Genomic DNA, 19,396 nt, shown 5'->3' on the forward strand with positions numbered 1-19,396 from the left:
GGGGGTTGTGGCCAAACAATCCGATAATCGACTGAGTGTTCGATTATCGAACGGATTGTTGTCTTGCTATCGGTCGGTTTCAGGTGGCATCCGCGTGGCTGACCATGCCCTTGATGACCACCGCCGTGGTGGCCAGAGCCGCTGGAATCACCAGAGCCGTCAGCACCTGTTCGAAGTTCCAGCCCAGGCCCAGCAAGGTCGCGCCCATCCATGCGCCGAGGATCGCGCCAAAGCGGCCGATGCCGAGCATCCACGACACGCCGGTGGCGCGGCCCTGGGTCGGGTAGAAACGTGCGGCCAACGACGGCATCGCCGACTGTGCACCGTTGACGCACATCCCGGCGATCAGCACCAGGGTCGCCAGCAGCGTGATATTGCCCAGGCTCTGCCCCACCGCGTAGGCAAACACCCCGGCCAGCAGGTAGAACGTGCCGATGACCTTGTGGGGATTGAACCGGTCCATCGCCCAGCCCACGCCGACCGCGCTCAATACGCCGCCAAACTGGAACAGCGCACCGATAAACGCGGCCTGTTCCATGCTGGCGCCGCTGTCGCGCATCAGGGTCGGCAGCCAACTGGTCAACAGGTAAACAATCACCAGGCCCATGAAGTAAGTCAGCCACAGCAGCAAGGTGCCGGCGCTGTAGGTGCCGGAGAAGATCACTGCGAATACGTTGCGCGCCTTGACGGTTTTTTGTTCCGGGACGCTGAAGCTTGAGGCCTGGGCGACAATGCCCGGCTCGATCGGCGCAAGGGTCTTGCGCACCTTGTCGGTGCCCCGATTGCGCACCACCAGGTAACGCGCCGACTCCGGCAGCCACACCAGCAACACCACCGCGAGGATCAACGGCAAAATCCCGCCGATCATCAGCAAGCTGTGCCAGCCAAACGCAGGGATCAACTTGGCCGAGATAAACCCGCCACCGGCCATGCCCAGGTTGAAGCCGCAGAACATGCTGGTCACCAACAACGACTTATGGCGTTCCGGTGTGTATTCGGAGAGCAGCGTCGTGGCGTTTGGCATGCCGGCGCCCAGGCCCAGGCCGGTGAGGAAGCGCAGGATCAGCAGTTGATCGACGTTACTGCTGTAGGCCGACGCCAGGCTGAAGGCACCAAACACCAGCACCGCCCCCACCAGCACCACTTTGCGCCCGAAACGGTCGGCCAGCGGGCCGGAGCCGAGGGCGCCAAACACCATGCCGATCAGGGCAGCGCTCATCACCGGGCCGAGGCTGGCGCGGTCGATGCCCCAGTCCTGGGACAGCGCCGGGGCGATAAAGCCCATGGCGGCGGTGTCGAGGCCGTCGAGGAAAACGATGAGAAAACACAGGATCACCACCCGCCATTGATACCGCGACAGCGGCTGGGCGTTGATGAAGGACTGAACGTCCAGGCAAGTACCGACAGCAGGTGAAGGCTGATTCATTATTTTTATTTCCACACCGATGGGCGGGCGAACGACGTTGGGTCGTCATTATTATTGGGGCGGCGCCATGAAGCGCTGCCGCACATTAATAAGCCTTGGGAAACACCGTCAATTCATCCCGCCGGGATCTGTGCGGTCACCGAACACCTTAGGCAAACAGCTGGGCACTCAGCTCCTGGCTGGCGCTGAGCATGCTCGGCAGGAAACGCTGCTCCAGCTCACTGCGGCTGACCCTTCCGGCATGGGTGCTGACGTTCAGCGCGGCCAGCACCTGGCCGGAAGCGTCGTACACCGGCACGGCGATGGAACGCAGGCCCTGTTCCAGTTCCTGGTCGACAATGCACCAGCCTTGCTGCCGCACTTCCTGCAAACATTCGAGCAACGCTTGCGGCGTGGTGAGGGTGCGGCTGGTCTTGGTTTGCAGGTCGGCGTGGTCGAGGTAATCTTGCAGCGAGGCGTCATCCAGCGCCGCCAGCAGGATACGACCCATCGAAGTGCAATAGGCCGGCAGGCGGCCGCCCACCGACAGGTCAACGGAAATCAGGCGCTGGGTGGTAGCCGAGCGGGCGATGTAGAGGATGTCATCGCCTTCCAGGGTCGCCATGTTGCAGGCTTCGTGGAGCTGCTCGCTCATGCGGTCCAGGTACGGCTGGGCCGACACCGCCAGGGGCGTGGATGACAGGTACGCATGGCCGAGGGTCAGCACCTTGGGCAGCAGCGAATAGGTGCGCCCGTCGGTGGTGGCGTAGCCGAGTTTGATCAGGGTATGCAGGCAACGTCGCACGGCGGCGCGGGGTATTTCCGTACGATGGCTGATCTGGGCGATGGTCAGGTGGCGCTTGCGCTCCTGGAATGCCTGCACCACGGCCAGCCCGCGGGCCAGGGAGGTCATGAAGTCCGGATCGCCGGTAAACGCCTGGATACGCTTGGCGGGTGACGCAACGATCGGCGGCGCCACTGATGCGAAGGAGTTGCGCAATTGATCGTTCATTTGGGGGTCCTTTCTCTTATTTTTAACCGCTGCGGGAGGATGACCGCTATTACAAGCCCCCCTGCAATTGATACACAAGGCAGGGCTGCCAACATTGGGCGATTATCGGACGGTCATTCGATAATCGCAATTTGTCACCGCTGACCGGTACACACCCTACAGCGGCGCCCCACTTGACCGACTTTCGGAATCGACTGATGTACGAGCGAAGTTGCGGGTTATTTACCGCCGGTAGAACGCCGCACAATTTATGGCGCCAATAGTTCAGCAAGTACCCCACATGCACGCGTAACAAAACCCTCACACAAAGTTGACGATTTTTAACTTGATGACGATAGTGTTATTCAAACGCATCGCTATAATGCATCCTGTGTAGAGGCCAGCCTCGTCTAGCCCCCGAGGACGAACCTCACCCAGCCGTGCGCTGGCTTTGTGCAAGCTGCGCCGCAAGTACCTGACACTCATTTCAAATGCCTGCCAACTGCTTGTGGCTGTGAAAAGAAAACTGTTGCTACGACAGCTGTTCTTCTCCGGTATCGTGGCCGCGTGCAATAAAGAAGTGTTTTTTCCTTTCTGGCATCGCGCTTCACCGGAATTAAACTCAACTCAATTAGGTAACAATGTGACGAAAGACGAACTGCGCGCGGAACTTGAGCGCCAGGAACAACGTTACAAGGATGTTTACGGCGGGGAAGTCACCACCTACGCCGCCCAGCCAGAACCTGAACGCAAGCCATGGCGAAAACGAGCCAGTCTGCTCGACCAGGCCTTTGCCCAGGAAATCCAAAAGATTGAACAGGACCTCAAAGCCGGAGAGCCATAAGCGATTCGGGTTGAGCTTCCCAAGGTGCCATCTCTCTGCCAGTACCGCACTGGCGGAGGGAAGCCTCTTCATGCCGTCTTAGCGAAATTTCATACAATTGTTTCAGATATTCCCTTTCGGCGGTTTAACCCGTCTATTTTCGCTATCTCCCTTATAAATCAAACACTTGCCAAAGCCCCGAAAACACCGGGATGCGCCCCTGCCCCCCTTTTTTTTTCGTTGAAGAATGTTACCGATGAGCAGCTAGTGCATTGATTACCGATGTTTTCTGGCATAATCGCGCCCCCTTACGACCGGGTCAGAAAACCTTCATGATCGATTTATTCAGCGGACTGGATGCTTGGGTTCTCGTGAGCCTGTTGCTCGCCCTGGCCTTTGTCCTCGCCTTCGAGTTCATCAATGGCTTTCATGACACCGCTAACGCGGTTGCCACAGTCATCTATACCAAAGCCATGCCTCCGCATCTGGCCGTGTTCTTCTCCGGGGTGTTCAACTTCCTCGGCGTGTTGCTCGGTGGTGTCGGTGTTGCGTATGCCATCGTGCACTTGCTGCCGGTGGAGCTGCTGATCAATGTGAACACCGGCCACGGTCTGGCCATGGTCTTCTCATTATTGGCAGCGGCGATCACCTGGAACCTCGGCACCTGGTATTTCGGGATCCCGGCGTCCAGCTCCCACACCCTGATCGGTTCGATCCTCGGTGTCGGCCTGGCCAACGCCCTGATCAACGACATTCCCCTGGCTGACGGCGTGAACTGGCAGAAAGCGATCGATATCGGCGCCTCGCTGGTGTTCTCGCCCATGGCCGGTTTCGTGGTGGCAGCCCTGGTGCTGCTGGGCCTGAAATGGTGGCGCCCGCTGTCGAAAATGCACAAGACGCCGGACCAGCGCCGCAAGCTCGACGACAAAAAGCACCCACCGTTCTGGAACCGCCTGGTACTGGTGATTTCGGCCATGGCCGTGAGCTTTGTGCACGGCTCCAACGACGGGCAGAAAGGCATCGGCCTGATCATGCTGGTGTTGATTGGTATTGTGCCGGCGCAGTTCGTGCTGGACCTGGGCAGCACCACTTACCAGATCGAGCGTACCCGCGACGCCACGCTGCACCTGAATCAGTTCTACCAGCGCAATCAAGAAACCCTCGGTGAGTTCCTCGCCTTGGGCAAAAGCGTGAAAGACGACCTGCCGGGCAAGTTCCAGTGCAATCCGCAGCAGACTGAACCGACCATCAACGCCCTGCTGGGTACATTGAAAGGTGTCTCTGACTACCATTCACTGACCGCCGAGCACCGGATTGAAGTGCGCCGCTACCTGTTGTGCCTGGATGACACCGCAAAGAAAGTCGGCAAGTTGCCTGGCCTGGATGCGCGTGAGAAGTCCGACCTGGACAAGTTACGCAAGGACCTGACGGCGACTACTGAATACGCACCGTTCTGGGTGATCCTGGCCGTAGCGTTGGCCTTGGGCCTGGGCACTATGGTGGGCTGGAAGCGTGTGGTGTTGACCATTGGCGAGAAGATCGGCAAGCAAGGCATGACCTATGCCCAGGGCATGTCGGCGCAGATCACCACGGCCAGCATGATTGGCCTGGCTAACATCTTCAGCCTGCCGGTTTCCACGACCCATGTGTTGTCTTCGGGTGTGGCGGGGACCATGGTGGCGAACAAGAGCGGGCTGCAAGGTGGCACCGTCAAGACCATTCTGATGGCTTGGGTGTTGACGTTGCCGGCGACTGTGGGCCTTTCGGCCGGGTTGTTCTGGTTGGCGTCCAAGGCTTTGGGCAGCTGACAGTTCTGATGCTTGTGAAGAAGGTGCGGCCTGTGAGGGTTGCGCCTTTTTTTATGGCTGGGGTTTGGGTGTATATCCGTTTTTTGGGTGATGGCTGATATGGGTTCCGCTCTTACAGCGGCTCACTTTTGAACAGCGCAAAAGTAAGCAAAACGCTCTTGCCCCACCACTCGGCACCTCGCCTAGGCTCGGTGTGCCCTCAGCTCCGGCAGTACTCCGCGGGCCGCCGCGACGGGGCGTCCCTGCCCCGTCGCGGCTAAACCGGCGTCCTGCCGGTTTACCCGCTCCGTACTACCTGCGTTCGGCCAGCGTGGTTTAACGGGGCGCCTAAGATCAAGATCAAAAGCAGATCAATAGCACAGCGGCCTACAGGCCGGCTTGAGTGTGGTGAAGCAAAGGCAAGATCAAAATCTAAAGCGGGCACGATCCCCTGTAGGAGCTGGCTTGCCGGCGATGGTCGTTAACGATGACGCTGGCGTCCTGAATGAACGCGGCGACCTCACGTTTTTCGCCGGCAAGCCGGCTCCTACAGAAAAGCAGCTCTGTTTTCGCTTTGGCTTTTGCTCTGGCTTCTACCACTCAAGCCGGCCTGTAGGCCGCTGTGCTCTTGCTTTTGATCTTGATCTGACTGCCCCAATAAGCCCGAGGCCGAACGCAGGGATTGAGGAGCGGGTAAACCGGCAGGACGCCGGTTTAGCCGCGACGGGGCAGGGACGCCCCGTCGCGGCGGCCCGCGGAGCAATTCCGGAGTGAGGGAACACCGAGCTTTAGCGAGGTGCCGACAGGCGGGGCAGAGCCTTTTGCTTACTTTGGGGCTTTTCCAAAGTGAGTCGCTGTAAGAGCGAAACCCTAAGCAGCCATTACCGCAGCAACGGATATGTACTCAACCCCAATAAAAACAAAACAAAAAAAAGGCGACCGAAGTCGCCCAAAATGCCTTGCGTGCTCATGTATCCCGAAAAGACCTAAGGCTTCTTACGCTTGTTAGCGTCTTTCCAGATAAAAATTCCAAATCCAACAAAGAACATCACCATGAGGCCAACCGTCAGCACTCCGGCAAATACCACATTATCGAAAAACATGACCGGCCTCCTGCACTTGCCCTGTTGCGATAGGGCTAAGTTAACCAAGAAGACGAAAGAAGAAATTGACGAGGATCAATGTCGCCCGCGACGGGGCGTAAAGAAGGGAAATAACTGACCTGCATCAAGTGATGCAGGCTATATCAACGCTTTTTAGGTTTGTTTTTCGGCTTCTTCTTACCTTTGCCCAACGGCATCGCTTGCTCAAACGCCTGGCGCACTTCATTCAGTCGTTTGTCATTCAGGTCATGCACCCGTTTGGCCCGCTCGGCATTCAGGTCAATCAGCTTGTCATCGTCACTCATGGCTTGGCTTACGTAATGGCTTGGATGCCTCAATAATGCGTCCTGCGCCGATCCCGCGTAAACAAAATCGATGTCATCCCGCGCATTTGCCCGCAAAATCCCCCCATCCCAACCCTCACACAGAGCGTTCGACGTGGCACTGCACAAGGACCTTCCCCCACTTCTGGCCCTGCGCGCCTTTGAGGCCGTGGCCCGGCATTTGAGTTTTATCAAGGCCGCCGCCGAGCTGTCGGTGACCCAGAGCGCCCTCAGCCATCAAGTGCAAAAGCTCGAACAACACCTGGGCAAGCCACTCTTTATCCGACGCACCCGCGCCATTGATCTGACCGAAGACGGTCAACACTACTACGACCAGATCCGCCCCGCCCTCGACGCCATCGCCGCCGCGACCCGCCAGCAACAAACACCGCCCGCCAGCACCGTGCTGCGAATCGGCCTGCTCGCCTCGTTCGCCACTTTGTGGCTGGCACCGCGCCTGGCCGGGTTTCTCAGCCGCTACCCGCACATCCAGGTGGAGCTGGTGCCGGCGATTCAACTGGCAGACGTCGCCGCCGCCGAAGTCGACCTGGCGATTCGCTACGGCAAAGGCGACTGGGACGATGTGCAGGCCACTCGCCTGATGAGTGAAACCCTGTCACCGGTGTGCAGCCCGGCATTCAAGGCCAGCCAACTGGCCAACGGCCCGCTGTTGATGGCCACCTCGCACCGTCCTTTCGAGTGGACCGACTGGTCCCGGCATTACCAAGTGGATGTAGAGCACTACCCCAAGGCGCTGCTGCACGACTACAACATCGTGGTCGAAGCCGCCGTCGCCGGCCAGGGCATCGCCATGGGCCGCCACCGCTTGATCGAGCGCAGGCTGAAGGACGGCACATTGGTGGAGGCCTTCGACTGGCCGCCCTACCACAGCGAGATCGGCTACTGGCTGATCGCCCCGCAAGGCGATACCCGCGAAGCGTCCGCCTGCTTCAGTGAATGGCTGCTGGAAATCTGCGCCGATGCATGAGTTATTTCGATACGTCGAGTGAGATCTATCCGTTTGTCGGCCAACACCACGCCGCCCATGCTGAAGACTCTTCCCATGAGGATTCACCATGAGCCAGTCCCTCTCGCAACGCGTACAAGCCCTCGGCCTGAGCCTGCCGACACCCAGCCAGCCCATCGCCAACTACGTCAATTACGTCATCAGCCAGAACCAACTGTTCATCTCTGGCCAAATCCCGCTGCTGGACGGCAAGCCTGCGTACATTGGCCGGCTCGGCGAATCCATCAGCGAAGACGAAGGCGCCAAGGCCGCCGAACTCGCCGCGCTGGGGCTGCTGGCGCAATTGAGCGATGCCCTGGGCGATGACCTGTCGCGGCTGGTGCGCATCATCCGGCTGGGCGTGTTTATCGCCAGCAGCGGCGATTTCCAGCGCCAGGGCGCGGTGGCCAATGGTGCCTCGAACCTGCTGGTCAACGCCCTCGGCGACAAAGGCCGCCACGCTCGCACGGCCGTGGGCGTCGCCAGTTTGCCGGGCGGCGTGGCCGTGGAGATCGACGCGATTTTCGAGCTGCAGCCGTGAATGCGCTGTCCCTGGCGCAAGTCCGGGCGCTGCGGGACGAAACGCCGGGCTGCCAGTCCGGCATCGTCCACTTCAATCACGCCGGTGCGTCCCTGCCCAGCCAGGGAACGCTCGACGCGATCATTGACCAGCTACAACGTGAGGCCCGCGACGGCCCTATGGAAGCGGGCGAGCACGGTGCGCTGCTGGCGGAAAAAGCCCGTCGCGCCGCCGCGCAATTGCTCAACGCGCCGGTGTCATCGATTGCCTTTGCCAGCAGTGGCTCCACCGCCTGGAGCATGGCGTTCCAGGCGCTGGGCCCGTGGCAACCGGGCGACCGTATTCTGGTAGGCCGCCACGAATGGGGCGGCAACCTGGCGAGCATGCAGACGGCGGTGCAAGCCGGTGCGCGGGTGGAGGTGATCCCTTGCGATGAAACCGGCGCCGTGTCCGTGGCCGGCCTGGAAGCCATGCTCGACGCCCGGGTGCGGTTGATCGACCTGACCTGGCTGCCCGCCAACAGCGGCTTGATCAACCCTGCCGAAGCCATTGGCCAGTTGGCCAAGCGCCACGGCATCGCCTACTTCATCGACGCCGGCCAAGCCCTCGGCCAGGTGCCGGTGGATGTGCAAGCGCTGGGGTGCGATGTGCTCAAGGGCGCCGGGCGCAAACATCTGCGAGGCCCGCGCGGGACGGCCCTGCTCTATGTACGGCCGGATTTTCTGGAGCGCTTGAACCCGGCCCAGCGCGACGTGTTCTCTGCGCCCTGGAGCCCTGCGGGTTTCGACTTGCGCAACGACGCGCGGCGCTTTGAAACCAGCGAAGTGTCATTCGCGCTGCTGGCAGGCCTGGGCAATGCGTTGCTGGAGGTCAATCGATTGGAGGTTGAGCGAATCCGCCAGACGGTCCAGCTTCTAAGCGCCACACTCCGCGAAGCTCTGCGACAGGTCGACGGGATCACCTTGCATGATCTGGGAACGGCGGGAAACCAGTCCGGCTTGATCGCCTTCAACCTGGCCGGCTGGGACGCCTTCGAGCTCAAGCGTCGCCTGGGGCTCAAGCGGATCAACATCGGTGCCAACGGCGTGCCCTATACCCCGCTGGACATGCAGGCCCGCGAGCTGGACAGCGTGGCGCGAATCTCCGTGAGCTACCTCAATACGGCGCAAGACATCGAGCAACTGATCGCCGCCCTGCGGGAACTGCGGGATTAAACCTCGACGTCCACCCACAAGCCTTGCCGGGGCGCATCTTCGATCAGCGGCACCACCGGCACGGTGTTGTCGGCGTTGAGTTCGTCACCGGGCACAGCCAGGTGCTCCTGCGGATCTTCATCGGCTTCGCGGCGGCGCTTTTGCTGTTCCTGCTGGCGACGTTGTTCTTCGCGCAGCAACAGTGCCGCTTCCTCGGGATCGCGTTTTTGCAGGTCGATGGTGCTTTCGTTGGAGCCTGGCTGAACCGGCACCACGGGCGGGATATCCGGCTTCTGGCGCACCGGATCGAGCTGTGACGTGACCGGCACAACACTCAAGGGCAGCATGGGTGGGATCATAATTATCAGTCTCCTGTCAGCAGGCTGTCGGCTGGCGCGGCATCCACTTGAGGCTGCGTGTGCCAAGTTGTGACTCAGTCGTCAGTCGCAAGTGCCTTGCCACCCGTCGATTGCAGCCCGAACCACCCGTAAAGCTTGGTAGTTTTTGTCAGAGTCCTTTGGCTGGGGCCCTTGTTCCGTTAAGATAGTCGGCTTTTTCACGGCGGGAGTCAGGCAGCATGGCGCAGCAGTATCAACCGGGGCAACGCTGGATTAGTGACAGCGAAGCAGAGCTGGGGTTAGGCACCGTTCTGGCACAGGACGGCCGCTTGTTGACCGTGCTCTATCCGGCCACTGGCGACACCCGCCAGTATGCGCTACGGAATGCGCCCCTCACTCGCGTGAGGTTCTCGCCGGGTGACACCATCACCCATTTCGAAGGCTGGAAAATGACCGTGCAAGAGGTCGACGACGTCGACGGCCTGCTGGTCTACCACGGCCTCAACGGGCAGAACGAACAGGTCACCCTGCCGGAAACCCAACTCTCGAACTTCATTCAGTTCCGTCTGGCCAGCGACCGTCTGTTCGCCGGCCAGATCGACCCGCTGGCCTGGTTCTCCCTGCGTTATCACACGCTTGAGCACACCAGCCGCCAGTTGCAGTCCTCGCTCTGGGGCCTGGGCGGCGTGCGTGCGCAACCTATCGCGCACCAACTGCACATCGCCCGTGAAGTCGCCGACCGTATCGCGCCACGGGTTCTGCTGGCAGACGAAGTGGGCCTGGGCAAGACCATCGAAGCCGGCCTGGTGATCCATCGCCAGTTGCTGTCGGGGCGCGCCAGCCGTGTGCTGATCCTGGTCCCGGAAAACCTCCAGCACCAATGGCTGGTGGAAATGCGCCGCCGCTTCAACCTGCAAGTCGCGCTGTTCGACGAAGAACGCTTTATCGAAAGCGATGCCGCCAACCCGTTCGAAGACACCCAGCTCGCGCTGGTGGCCCTGGAATGGCTGGTGGACGACGAGAAAGCCCAGGACGCGCTGTTCGCTGCCGGCTGGGATTTGCTGGTAGTCGACGAAGCTCACCACCTGGTCTGGCACGAAGAGAAAGCCAGCCCCGAGTACTCGCTGGTCGAACAATTGGCCGAAGTGATTCCCGGCGTCCTGCTGCTCACCGCAACCCCTGAGCAACTGGGCCAGGACAGCCACTTCGCGCGCCTGCGCCTGCTGGACCCGAACCGTTTCCACGACCTGCACGCCTTCCGCGCCGAGAGCGAAAACTATCGCCCGGTGGCCGAAGCCGTTCAGGAGCTGCTGGACAAGGGCCGCCTGTCGCCCGCCGCCCACAAGACCATCCAGGGTTTCCTCGGCAACGAAGGCGAAGCCCTGCTGACCGCCGTCAACGATGGCGACGCCGAAGCCAGCGCCCGCCTGGTGCGCGAACTGCTGGACCGCCACGGCACCGGCCGCGTGCTGTTCCGCAACACCCGCGCCGCGGTGCAAGGCTTCCCGGAGCGCAAGCTGCACGCCTACCCGCTGCCGTGCCCGGACGAATACCTCGAACTGCCCCTGGGCGAACACGCCGAGCTGTACCCGGAAGTCAGCTTCCAGTCGCAGCCGGACGTGGATGAAGAACAACGCTGGTGGCGTTTCGACCCGCGCGTCGAGTGGCTGATCGACCAGTTGAAGATGCTCAAGCGCACCAAAGTGCTGGTGATCTGTGCCCACGCCGAAACCGCCATGGACCTGGAAGACGCCCTGCGCGTGCGCTCCGGCATCCCGGCCACGGTGTTCCACGAAGGCATGAACATCCTAGAGCGCGACCGTGCTGCTGCGTACTTTGCTGACGAAGAGTTTGGCGCCCAGGTGCTGATCTGCTCGGAAATCGGCAGTGAAGGCCGCAACTTCCAGTTCTCCCACCACCTGGTGCTGTTCGACCTGCCGTCCCACCCGGACCTGCTGGAACAGCGGATCGGGCGTCTGGACCGGATCGGCCAGAAGCATGTGATCGAACTGCACGTGCCGTACCTCGAAACCAGCCCGCAAGAGCGGCTGTTCCAGTGGTACCACGAAGCGCTGAACGCGTTCCTCAACACCTGCCCGACCGGCAACGCCTTGCAGCATCAGTTCGGCCCACGCCTGCTGCCGCTGCTGGAAAACGCCGACGACGGCGAGTGGCAAGCGCTGATCGACGAAGCCCGCACCGAACGCGAGCGCCTCGAAGCCGAGCTGCACACCGGCCGCGACCGCCTGCTGGAGCTCAACTCCGGCGGCGCGGGCGAAGGTGATGCGCTGGTGGAAGACATCCTTGAGCAAGACGACCAGTTCACCCTGCCGATCTACATGGAAACCCTGTTCGACGCCTTCGGCATCGACAGCGAAGACCATTCGGAAAACGCGCTGATCCTCAAGCCCAGCGAAAAAATGCTCGACGCCAGCTTCCCCCTTGGCGACGACGAAGGTGTGACCATCACCTACGATCGCAACCAGGCGCTGTCGCGTGAAGACATGCAGTTCATCACCTGGGAACACCCGATGGTGCAGGGCGGCATGGACCTGGTGCTGTCCGGTTCCATGGGCAACACCGCCGTGGCATTGATCAAGAACAAGGCGCTGAAGCCCGGCACCGTGTTGCTGGAGCTGCTCTACGTCAGCGAAGTGGTTGCCCCGCGCTCGCTGCAACTGGGCCGCTACCTGCCACCGGCCGCGTTGCGTTGCCTGCTGGATGCCAACGGCAATGACTTGTCGGGCCGCGTCTCGTTCCTGACCTTGAACGACCAGCTCGAAAGCGTGCCACGGGCCAGCGCCAACAAGTTCGTGCAGGCCCAGCGCGACCAGCTGACGCCACGGATCAACGCCGGCGAAGAGAAGATCGCCCCGCGTCATGCCGAGCGTGTGGCCGAGGCGAAGCGCCGTCTGGCGGCGGATACCGATGAAGAACTGGCGCGCCTGACCGCGTTGCAAGCGGTCAACCCGACCGTACGTGACAGCGAACTGGTTGCCCTGCGCCAACAGCGCGAGCAAGGCCTGGCCATGCTCGACAAGGCGGCGCTGCGACTGGAAGCGATTCGGGTGTTGGTCGCGGGCTAACCTCGCCGCCCTACCCTGCCAAACAAAAAGGCCCGCGCAATGCGGGCCTTTTTTATTCACTGGGTTTCATCGGTAACCTTGATGCCCTCATCGCGGGCAAGCCCGGCTCCCACATTGACGGTGTACATCAGCAACAACTCGGTCAACTGTGGGAGCTGGCTTGCCTGCGATAGCCTCACCTCGGTCTCAGGCAGTCACCGCCCTGGCCGGCACCTCCACCGCCCCCAACCCATCCTTCATCCGCTTGGCATCACGCACAAAACTGCGGGACGCCTGGAACAGAAACAGCATGGTCAGGAACAGCGCCACCGGAATCAGGTACATGGCATCGTGCAACCCAATGGCTTTATAAGCCTCGGTCATCTGCTCCGCACCCGCCGCATACATCGCCGAATGAGCAAAATGATCCGACAACCCACCCACCACAATCGGCCCCATGCCACCGCCCAGCAAATACAAGCCGGCGAAGAATAACGCCATCGCCGTCGCCCGCAGGCGCGGCTCAACCACGTCCTGGATCGCCGTGTACACGCAGGTGTAGAAGTTGTAGGCAAACAGCCAGCCCACACTGAACAACGCCACAAACACACCAATCTCGATCCGCCCCGCGTGCAACGCCCAAGCCGTGGTGACGGTGGAGATGATCAGGCTGCACGCCGCGAACAGCAGCCGGCCATTAGCGATACGTTGATGGATCTTGTCGGCAATCCAGCCGCCCAGGGTCAGGCCTACCAGGCCGGTAATACCGACGATAACACCGGTCGCCACGGCCGCATCCTGCAACGGCAGCAGGAAATAGCGCTGCAGCATCGGCACCAGGAACGAGTTGCACGCGTAGGTGGCGAAGTTGAAGCACAAGCCGGCCAGCACCAGCCAGAGGAACGTCGGCACCGCCAGCACCCGGCGAATTGGCCGGTCGACTTTCTCCTGGGAGACTTGCACGGTTTCCGCCGCGCCGCGCTTGGGTTCCTTGATGTAGAACATGAAGACCGCGAGGATCAGCCCCGGCACCGCGGCAATAAAGAACGGTGCGCGCCAGCTGTCGAATGCCTTGACCATCGCACCAATGGTGAAGAACGCCAGCAACAGGCCCAACGGCAGGCCCAGCATGAAGATCCCCATGGCCCGGGCCCGGCGATGGGCCGGAAACAGGTCGCCGATCAGCGAGTTGGCCGCCGGCGCATAACTGGCCTCGCCGATCCCGATGCCCATGCGCACCAGCAAAAACGTCCAGAAGCTGCCCACCAGACCATTGACGGCCGTCAGGCCGCTCCACGCCGCCAGCCCCCAGCCCATGAGTTTGCTGCGTGAGCCGGTGTCGGCCATGCGCCCGAGGGGCAGGCCGGCAATCGCATAAACAATGGTAAACGCGGTGCCGATGATGCCGAGCTGGAAGTCGCTGAGGTGCCATTCCATGCGGATCGGTTCGATGATGATCGCGGGAATGGTGCGGTCGAAAAAGTTGAACAGGTTGGCCAGGAACAGCAGGAACAGAATGCGCCAGGCATTCGCCGCTTGGGTCGAGTTCTGCATGGGTCCGTCTCTTTTATTGTTATGTGAGCCGCGATGCCAGACGCATCCTGAGCCCGGAACCTGCAATCTAGTCAGCCCCGTGGGGATTGTCTGTAATGATTCGTAAGTCTGATGTCACTCCATCGGGCGACCCTGGCTGTCATCCCTATTCATTTAGTTCTAGTTGTTTATAAATTCATCGCCAAATGATTAGAAGCAATCTGCCATCAGCCCTTGCAACCCGCTCAGGCTCTCTATACTCAGAGCATTGTCAGGCAAAGACTTATGACGGGACATGCTATGGAATGGCTTGGTTTGCATTTTTTTACCGACCTTCCGGACAGCGGGCACTTATTACTCAATTGCAGTCATAACCCCTTTCTGGTGCTACTGGCTTACGTGGTGGCGTGTGCAGCGGGCTTTGGCACCCTGGACATGGCCGAGCGTGTCGGCCATGTCGATAACCTCAAGGCTCAACGGCACTGGCGCTGGGTAGGCGCGGGCTGCCTGGCAGGCGGAATCTGGGCCACCCACTTCATCAGCATGCTGGCCTTCCAGGCGCCTATCGCAATCCACTACGAATTGATCATGACGTTCGCCTCGCTGCTGATCGCCCTGATCGCGTCGCTGTTCGCCATGCAAACCCTCAGTCACCCAAAGCTGCGTGCTTACCAATATGTGCTGGCGTCGGTGTGGATGGGCCTGGGTATTGCGCTGATGCACTACGTCGGCATGTCGGCCATGCGCTCCGAAGCGAGCGTGTACTTTCAGACGGGGCTGTTCCTGGCCTCGGTGGTGATTGCCATCGGCGCCAGCCTGGCGGCATTGCTGCTGTCGCTGTACCTGCGCAACGGCACCGGCATGTTCCATCAATTACTCAAGTACGCGGCCAGCCTGGTGCTCGGTGCCGGCATTATCAGCATGCACTTCACCGGCATGGCGGCCCTGCAACTGCTGGTGCCCGAGGATGTCGTGCCCTCGGCGCTGCCCGTGGACAACAACCCGATCCAACTGGGCCTGCTGGTGGCGGTCATCGCCCTGCTGGTGATCGGCAGCAGCATCAGCGCAGCCCTGGCCGACAAGAAACTGCAGCACAAGGAAACCGACCTGCGCCGGGTCAATGCCCTGCTCACCGAGCTGGACCAGGCCCGGGCTTCCCTGCAACAGGTGGCGCATTACGACGCCTTGACCAGCCTGCTCAACCGCCGTGGTTTCAACCAGATCTTCGCCGAGAAACTCGCGGAAAAAACCGCCACCGACGGCATGCTGGCGGTGATCTTCCTGGATATCGACCACTTCAAGCGCATCAACGACAGCCTCGGCCATGACGCCGGTGACGAACTGCTGACCGTGCTGGCCGGCCATATCAAAAGCTCGGTGCGCAGCCATGACGACGTGGTCGCGCGGTTTGGCGGTGACGAGTTCTGCATCCTGATCAGCATCCATCATCGCGATGAGGCGCGGCACATGGCCCAGCGCATCATGCAGAAAATGAAAGACCCCATCGAACTGGCGGGCCGGCGCATGGTGATGACCACCAGCATCGGCATCAGCCTCTTCCCCGAAGACGGCAAAACCAGCGAAGAATTGCTGAAAACCGCCGACCTGGCGCTGTATCAGTCCAAGGATGCCGGGCGCAACAGCCTGAACTTCTTCAGCTCCAACCTGAAAACCCGGGCCTTCCTGGAACTGCAACTGGAAGAAGAACTGCGCGCCGCCCTGCGCGGCAAGAACGAGCTGGTGCTGTTCTACCAACCGATCCTGGACCTGAAAAAAGGCAAGATCACGCGCCTTGAGGCCCTGGTGCGCTGGCAACACCCGCAACACGGCCTGCTGACCCCGGACCGATTCATCGGCATTGCCGAAAATAACGGGCTGATTGCCGAACTGGATCACTGGGTACTGCGCCAGGCCTGTCACGACCTGAGTTTGCTGTCGGAGCAGGGTCATAGTGAATTGATCATGGCGGTCAATTGCTCGGCCCTGAACCTGACCCGCGACGAGCTGGCGGATGAAATCGAAAACGCCCTGCGTTTCGGCGGCATCGCTGCCAACCGCCTGGAACTGGAAGTGACCGAAAACGCCCTGATGGGCAATATCAGCAGCACCCTGGCGCTGCTGCGGCAAATCCGAGCCTTGGGTGTCTCGCTGTCGATTGACGACTTCGGCACCGGCTATTCGTCCCTCGCCTACCTCAAGCGCCTGCCGCTGAACACCTTGAAAATCGACCGCTCCTTTATCCAGGACATCCCCAAGTCCAACGCCGACATAGAGATTGTCCAGGCCATTATCGGCATGGCCCACACCCTGCACCTGCAGGTGGTGACCGAAGGCGTGGAAACCCTGCAACAGCTGGAAGTGGTGCAAAAACACGGCTGTGATTTCGTCCAGGGTTACTTGCTCAGTGCTGCAGTGCCGATGAGTGATATCAGCGCAGTGATCAACGGCCTTGATTCGCACAACATGTTCAGCCTGCTGGGCATTACCGGCGGTGAACCCGCGCCGAAAGACCCGCCCTCGGGCCGTGCGAGCCCACCCGCCATCGTTCGGCCAATTCGCTGACGCCGAAAATTTGGCAAATCGCCATCATTTCATTAAAGAACGCCGACGAACGGCCGATTCATCAGAGTCCGGCCAGGATTTCCCCTTAAAACCCTAGGGTTAAACCCTATCGCCCAGGACCAGGACGCACTGTAAAGTCGCGATCTCTCATTCCGTGATGGCTATTTGGCACCTCTTCAGCCATCCGTCCAGGCACATGGCGCACAATGACTTCTAAAAATAACTCTGCCACCGCGGTATCCGACGTGTTGCTGACAACTCCTGCGGAAAAACCCTCAGGTTCAAAGTCATTGAGCACCGCCCGCCCGCTGGCCACCCAGCAGTACCTGTACTTCACCGAGACCAACACCGACCGCATCCTCGACAACCTCGACGGCCTGCGCGACATGGTGTTCCCGCGTGCACCGCACCTGGAAGTCGACGGTGAACTGCGCAACGAGCAGGAATTCCCCTCGGTGTGCCTGATCGGCCTGGGCCGCTGCGGTTCGAACATTGCCCTGGACGTGGCGGAGCTGGTCTACAACGCCCGCAAGTTCTACCTCAACGAATTCAGCAACGAAGATAAATCCACCGACAAGGGCTACCGCCCGGCCCAGTGGATTCGCAACAACTTGCGCCTGGGTTCGAACAAGGGCACCAAGCCGGTATTCCTGGTCGAGCCGCTGGTGATGCTGGGCGACCTGGACAAGGACATTGCCGGGCGCATCCGCTTCTCGCGCAAGGGTGAGAAAAGCGGTTTCCTGCGGGACTACAGCAAAATGAAAATCATGGACCTCTCGGAAGTCCATGCCGGTGGCGCCGGTAACGCGCCAATCCTCGGCCAGTACCTGGCCAAGATCATCCTCAACAAAGACACCCAACGCTTTTCCAGCCCCGACTGGAAGATGATCCATTCGTACCTGATCGACTCCTGCGGCATCAAGGCCAACCAGTCGCGCCTGTACTTCTCGATCTTCAGCGCCGGCGGCGGTACCGGTTCGGGCATGGCCTCGGAATTCGGCTTGGCCCAACAGCACTCGTACATGAACAAGACGTTCGACACCAAGCCCGCCGACGAGCACGACAGCAAGAGCGGCCACGCCTTCGTGTTCGAGCCGATCTTCACCAGCGGCATTTGCGTGCTGCCGAACATCTCCGATCACCGCAGCGAAATGTCCGAAGCCTTGCACATCAACGCCGGGCGCCTGTTGTGCAAATACCTGTCGGAAGAATGGGACTTCTCGTACAACTTCGACAATGAAGACAGCAGCGAAGCCAGCGTGAAAGGCCGCATCCGGCCGTGGAACGCGATGATGCTGATCTCCAACGACATCATGCGTTACGCCGAGGAAAGCGATGACGGCAACATCCAGAACATTGATGTCAATGCCATGGAAAAGCACGCCAACCAGTACATCTCGCAGCAGATCTTCAACATCCTGACGGCCCAGGCGGTGACGACCGACTACGACCAGAACTATTTCCGCCGGGCCGGGATCGACATCGGCGAGACCATCCGCCTGGATGCCAACGACCTGTTCATGAGCCTGGCCGGCCCGGTGGCGATTGCCTACGCCGAATCGGTGGTGCCGGAAACCCCGGCGCCTTCAAGCGACAAGTTCAAGGTGTTCGAAAAAGAGCCGCAGCGGCTGAACATCGACGACCTGTTTTTCCGTTCCATTGACCTGCCGCACTTCAACAAAGTGACCCAGGCGATCGAAGGCATCAGCCTGCTGCCGATAGAGTCCAAACGCTACAAGGCGTCCCTGGAGCAGTATAAGAATTCCGGGTATGACGCGGCGGCGCTGCATGACCTGCACTTCTTCAAGAACTGCTCGTCGGTGGTGTCGATTGTGTCGTTGCCCAAGGACTACAAGCTGTCCTACATGGACCTGAACCGGCTCAAGACGCACCTCAACAGCCTGTTTCCCAACACGACCCTCAAGCGTTATGCGCTGGTGATCGGGGCGTCGGCCAACTTGTCCCTGACCACGCTGATCGCCAAGAGCCCGTGTTTGTCGGATGACTTTTTGACGTTGATCGTGGCGTTTATCAAGCGCTGCTTTGCACGCAATCCGTATCGGTTTGATGACACGCTGGATAATTCGATTCTGGATTTCATCATCCATGAGGATTTTGATGAAGACCGGATTGATGAGCTGCTCAATGAGTTTGAGAACCCGGCGAAGATTCTGGATACCAACTGGTATGCGATCAAACCGATGTATGAGAAGAAATACCGTGAGTTGATCAACGACAAGGACAAGTTTGTGTCGATCAACGATATCCGGCTGTCGAGGGATTGCGTGAAGAAGGCGATCAAGTACCTGCGTGAGATTTATCGTCACCGGATTGGGAAGACCAAGGTTATTTCGCTGAATAACCATACCGGGAAGACTGCGTAGGCTGGTTGTTGCTGGGGTGGGGTGTATATCCGTTATTTGGGTGATGGCTGCTATTGGTTCCGCTCTTACAGCGGCTCACTTTTGAACAGCGCAAAAGTAAGCAAAACGCTCTTGCCCCACCACTCGGCACCTCGCTTGGGCTCGGTGTGCCCTCTCTCCGGAACTACTCCGCGGGCCGCCGCGACGGGGCGTCCCTGCCCCGTCGCGGCTAAACCGGCGTCCTGCCGGTTTACCCGCTCCGTACTACCTGCGTTCGGCCAGCGTGGTTTAACGGGGCGCCTAAGATCAAGATCAAAAGCAGATCAACAGCACAGCGGCCTACAGGCCGGCTTGAGTGGTGTGAAGCAAAGGCAACATCAAGAT

Annotated in this window: 14 protein-coding genes; 8 read left to right on the top strand and 6 right to left on the bottom strand. The window is 60.3% G+C overall.

Annotation, left to right across the window (positions count from 1 at the left end):
- Nucleotides 1-79: 79 nt before the first annotated feature.
- Both P3C29_RS27625 and pcaR read right to left on the bottom strand, forming a co-directional pair.
- A complete protein-coding gene (locus P3C29_RS27625; RefSeq protein WP_010176678.1) occupies nucleotides 80-1,426 on the bottom strand; it encodes an MFS transporter in 1,347 nt (448 codons plus the stop codon).
- Nucleotides 1,427-1,574: 148 nt separating this feature from the next.
- Nucleotides 1,575-2,417, bottom strand: coding sequence for a pca regulon transcriptional regulator PcaR (gene pcaR, locus P3C29_RS27630; protein WP_003219833.1), 843 nt, complete (start codon nucleotides 2,415-2,417; stop codon nucleotides 1,575-1,577).
- Between the two features lie 622 nt (nucleotides 2,418-3,039).
- Here pcaR and P3C29_RS27635 point away from each other — a divergent pair.
- Both P3C29_RS27635 and P3C29_RS27640 read left to right on the top strand, forming a co-directional pair.
- Nucleotides 3,040-3,240, top strand: a complete 201-nt coding sequence (locus P3C29_RS27635) for a hypothetical protein (protein WP_201121955.1) — start codon at nucleotides 3,040-3,042, stop codon at nucleotides 3,238-3,240.
- A 311-nt stretch (nucleotides 3,241-3,551) separates the two neighbouring features.
- Complete coding sequence (locus P3C29_RS27640; RefSeq protein ID WP_003219836.1) at nucleotides 3,552-5,027, top strand: inorganic phosphate transporter; 1,476 nt, start codon at nucleotides 3,552-3,554, stop codon at nucleotides 5,025-5,027.
- Nucleotides 5,028-5,992: 965 nt separating this feature from the next.
- Here the strand turns inward: P3C29_RS27640 and ccoM are convergent.
- Together ccoM and P3C29_RS27650 are read right to left on the bottom strand one after the other, a co-directional pair.
- Entirely contained in the window at nucleotides 5,993-6,109 is a 117-nt protein-coding gene (gene ccoM / locus P3C29_RS27645) for a cytochrome c oxidase subunit CcoM (RefSeq protein WP_010176679.1), read from the bottom strand.
- 143 nt (nucleotides 6,110-6,252) lie between these two features.
- Entirely contained in the window at nucleotides 6,253-6,414 is a 162-nt protein-coding gene (locus P3C29_RS27650) for a hypothetical protein (RefSeq protein WP_177091307.1), read from the bottom strand.
- A gap of 133 nt (nucleotides 6,415-6,547) precedes the next feature.
- On the opposite strand from P3C29_RS27650, the gene P3C29_RS27655 reads away from it, so the two are divergent.
- From P3C29_RS27655 to P3C29_RS27665, 3 genes are all read left to right on the top strand, one after another.
- Nucleotides 6,548-7,420, top strand: coding sequence for a LysR substrate-binding domain-containing protein (locus tag P3C29_RS27655; RefSeq protein ID WP_275965934.1), 873 nt, complete (start codon nucleotides 6,548-6,550; stop codon nucleotides 7,418-7,420).
- 88 nt (nucleotides 7,421-7,508) lie between these two features.
- On the top strand, nucleotides 7,509-7,979 hold the full coding sequence (locus tag P3C29_RS27660) for a RidA family protein (RefSeq protein WP_275965935.1): 471 nt from the start codon (nucleotides 7,509-7,511) through the stop codon (nucleotides 7,977-7,979).
- A 5-nt stretch (nucleotides 7,980-7,984) separates the two neighbouring features.
- Nucleotides 7,985-9,172 carry an aminotransferase class V-fold PLP-dependent enzyme gene (locus P3C29_RS27665; RefSeq protein ID WP_201121957.1) on the top strand — a complete coding sequence of 396 codons (1,188 nt, stop codon included), beginning with the start codon at nucleotides 7,985-7,987 and terminating at the stop codon, nucleotides 9,170-9,172.
- Here P3C29_RS27665 and P3C29_RS27670 read toward each other — a convergent pair.
- Complete coding sequence (locus P3C29_RS27670) at nucleotides 9,169-9,510, bottom strand: hypothetical protein (protein ID WP_010176684.1); 342 nt, start codon at nucleotides 9,508-9,510, stop codon at nucleotides 9,169-9,171. The two genes, P3C29_RS27665 and P3C29_RS27670, sit on opposite strands and share 4 nt — an antisense overlap.
- Before the next feature lie 218 nt (nucleotides 9,511-9,728).
- Between P3C29_RS27670 and rapA the strand changes: the two genes are divergently transcribed.
- The gene (gene rapA, locus P3C29_RS27675; protein ID WP_275965936.1) at nucleotides 9,729-12,575 is read left to right on the top strand and encodes an RNA polymerase-associated protein RapA; all 2,847 of its coding nucleotides are present in this window, start codon (nucleotides 9,729-9,731) and stop codon (nucleotides 12,573-12,575) included.
- A gap of 186 nt (nucleotides 12,576-12,761) precedes the next feature.
- On the opposite strand, the gene P3C29_RS27680 is transcribed toward rapA, so the two are convergent.
- Nucleotides 12,762-14,108 carry an MFS transporter gene (locus tag P3C29_RS27680; protein WP_010176686.1) on the bottom strand — a complete coding sequence of 449 codons (1,347 nt, stop codon included), beginning with the start codon at nucleotides 14,106-14,108 and terminating at the stop codon, nucleotides 12,762-12,764.
- A 279-nt stretch (nucleotides 14,109-14,387) separates the two neighbouring features.
- On the opposite strand from P3C29_RS27680, the gene P3C29_RS27685 reads away from it, so the two are divergent.
- Together P3C29_RS27685 and P3C29_RS27690 are read left to right on the top strand one after the other, a co-directional pair.
- Nucleotides 14,388-16,649: a bifunctional diguanylate cyclase/phosphodiesterase gene (locus P3C29_RS27685; RefSeq protein WP_275965937.1), complete on the top strand. Its 2,262-nt coding sequence runs from the start codon at nucleotides 14,388-14,390 to the stop codon at nucleotides 16,647-16,649.
- Between the two features lie 206 nt (nucleotides 16,650-16,855).
- Nucleotides 16,856-19,033, top strand: coding sequence for a hypothetical protein (locus P3C29_RS27690; RefSeq protein ID WP_029616157.1), 2,178 nt, complete (start codon nucleotides 16,856-16,858; stop codon nucleotides 19,031-19,033).
- Nucleotides 19,034-19,396 lie beyond the last annotated feature (363 nt).

This window comes from Pseudomonas sp. 1912-s (assembly GCF_029269205.1).
GTDB lineage: Bacteria > Pseudomonadota > Gammaproteobacteria > Pseudomonadales > Pseudomonadaceae > Aquipseudomonas.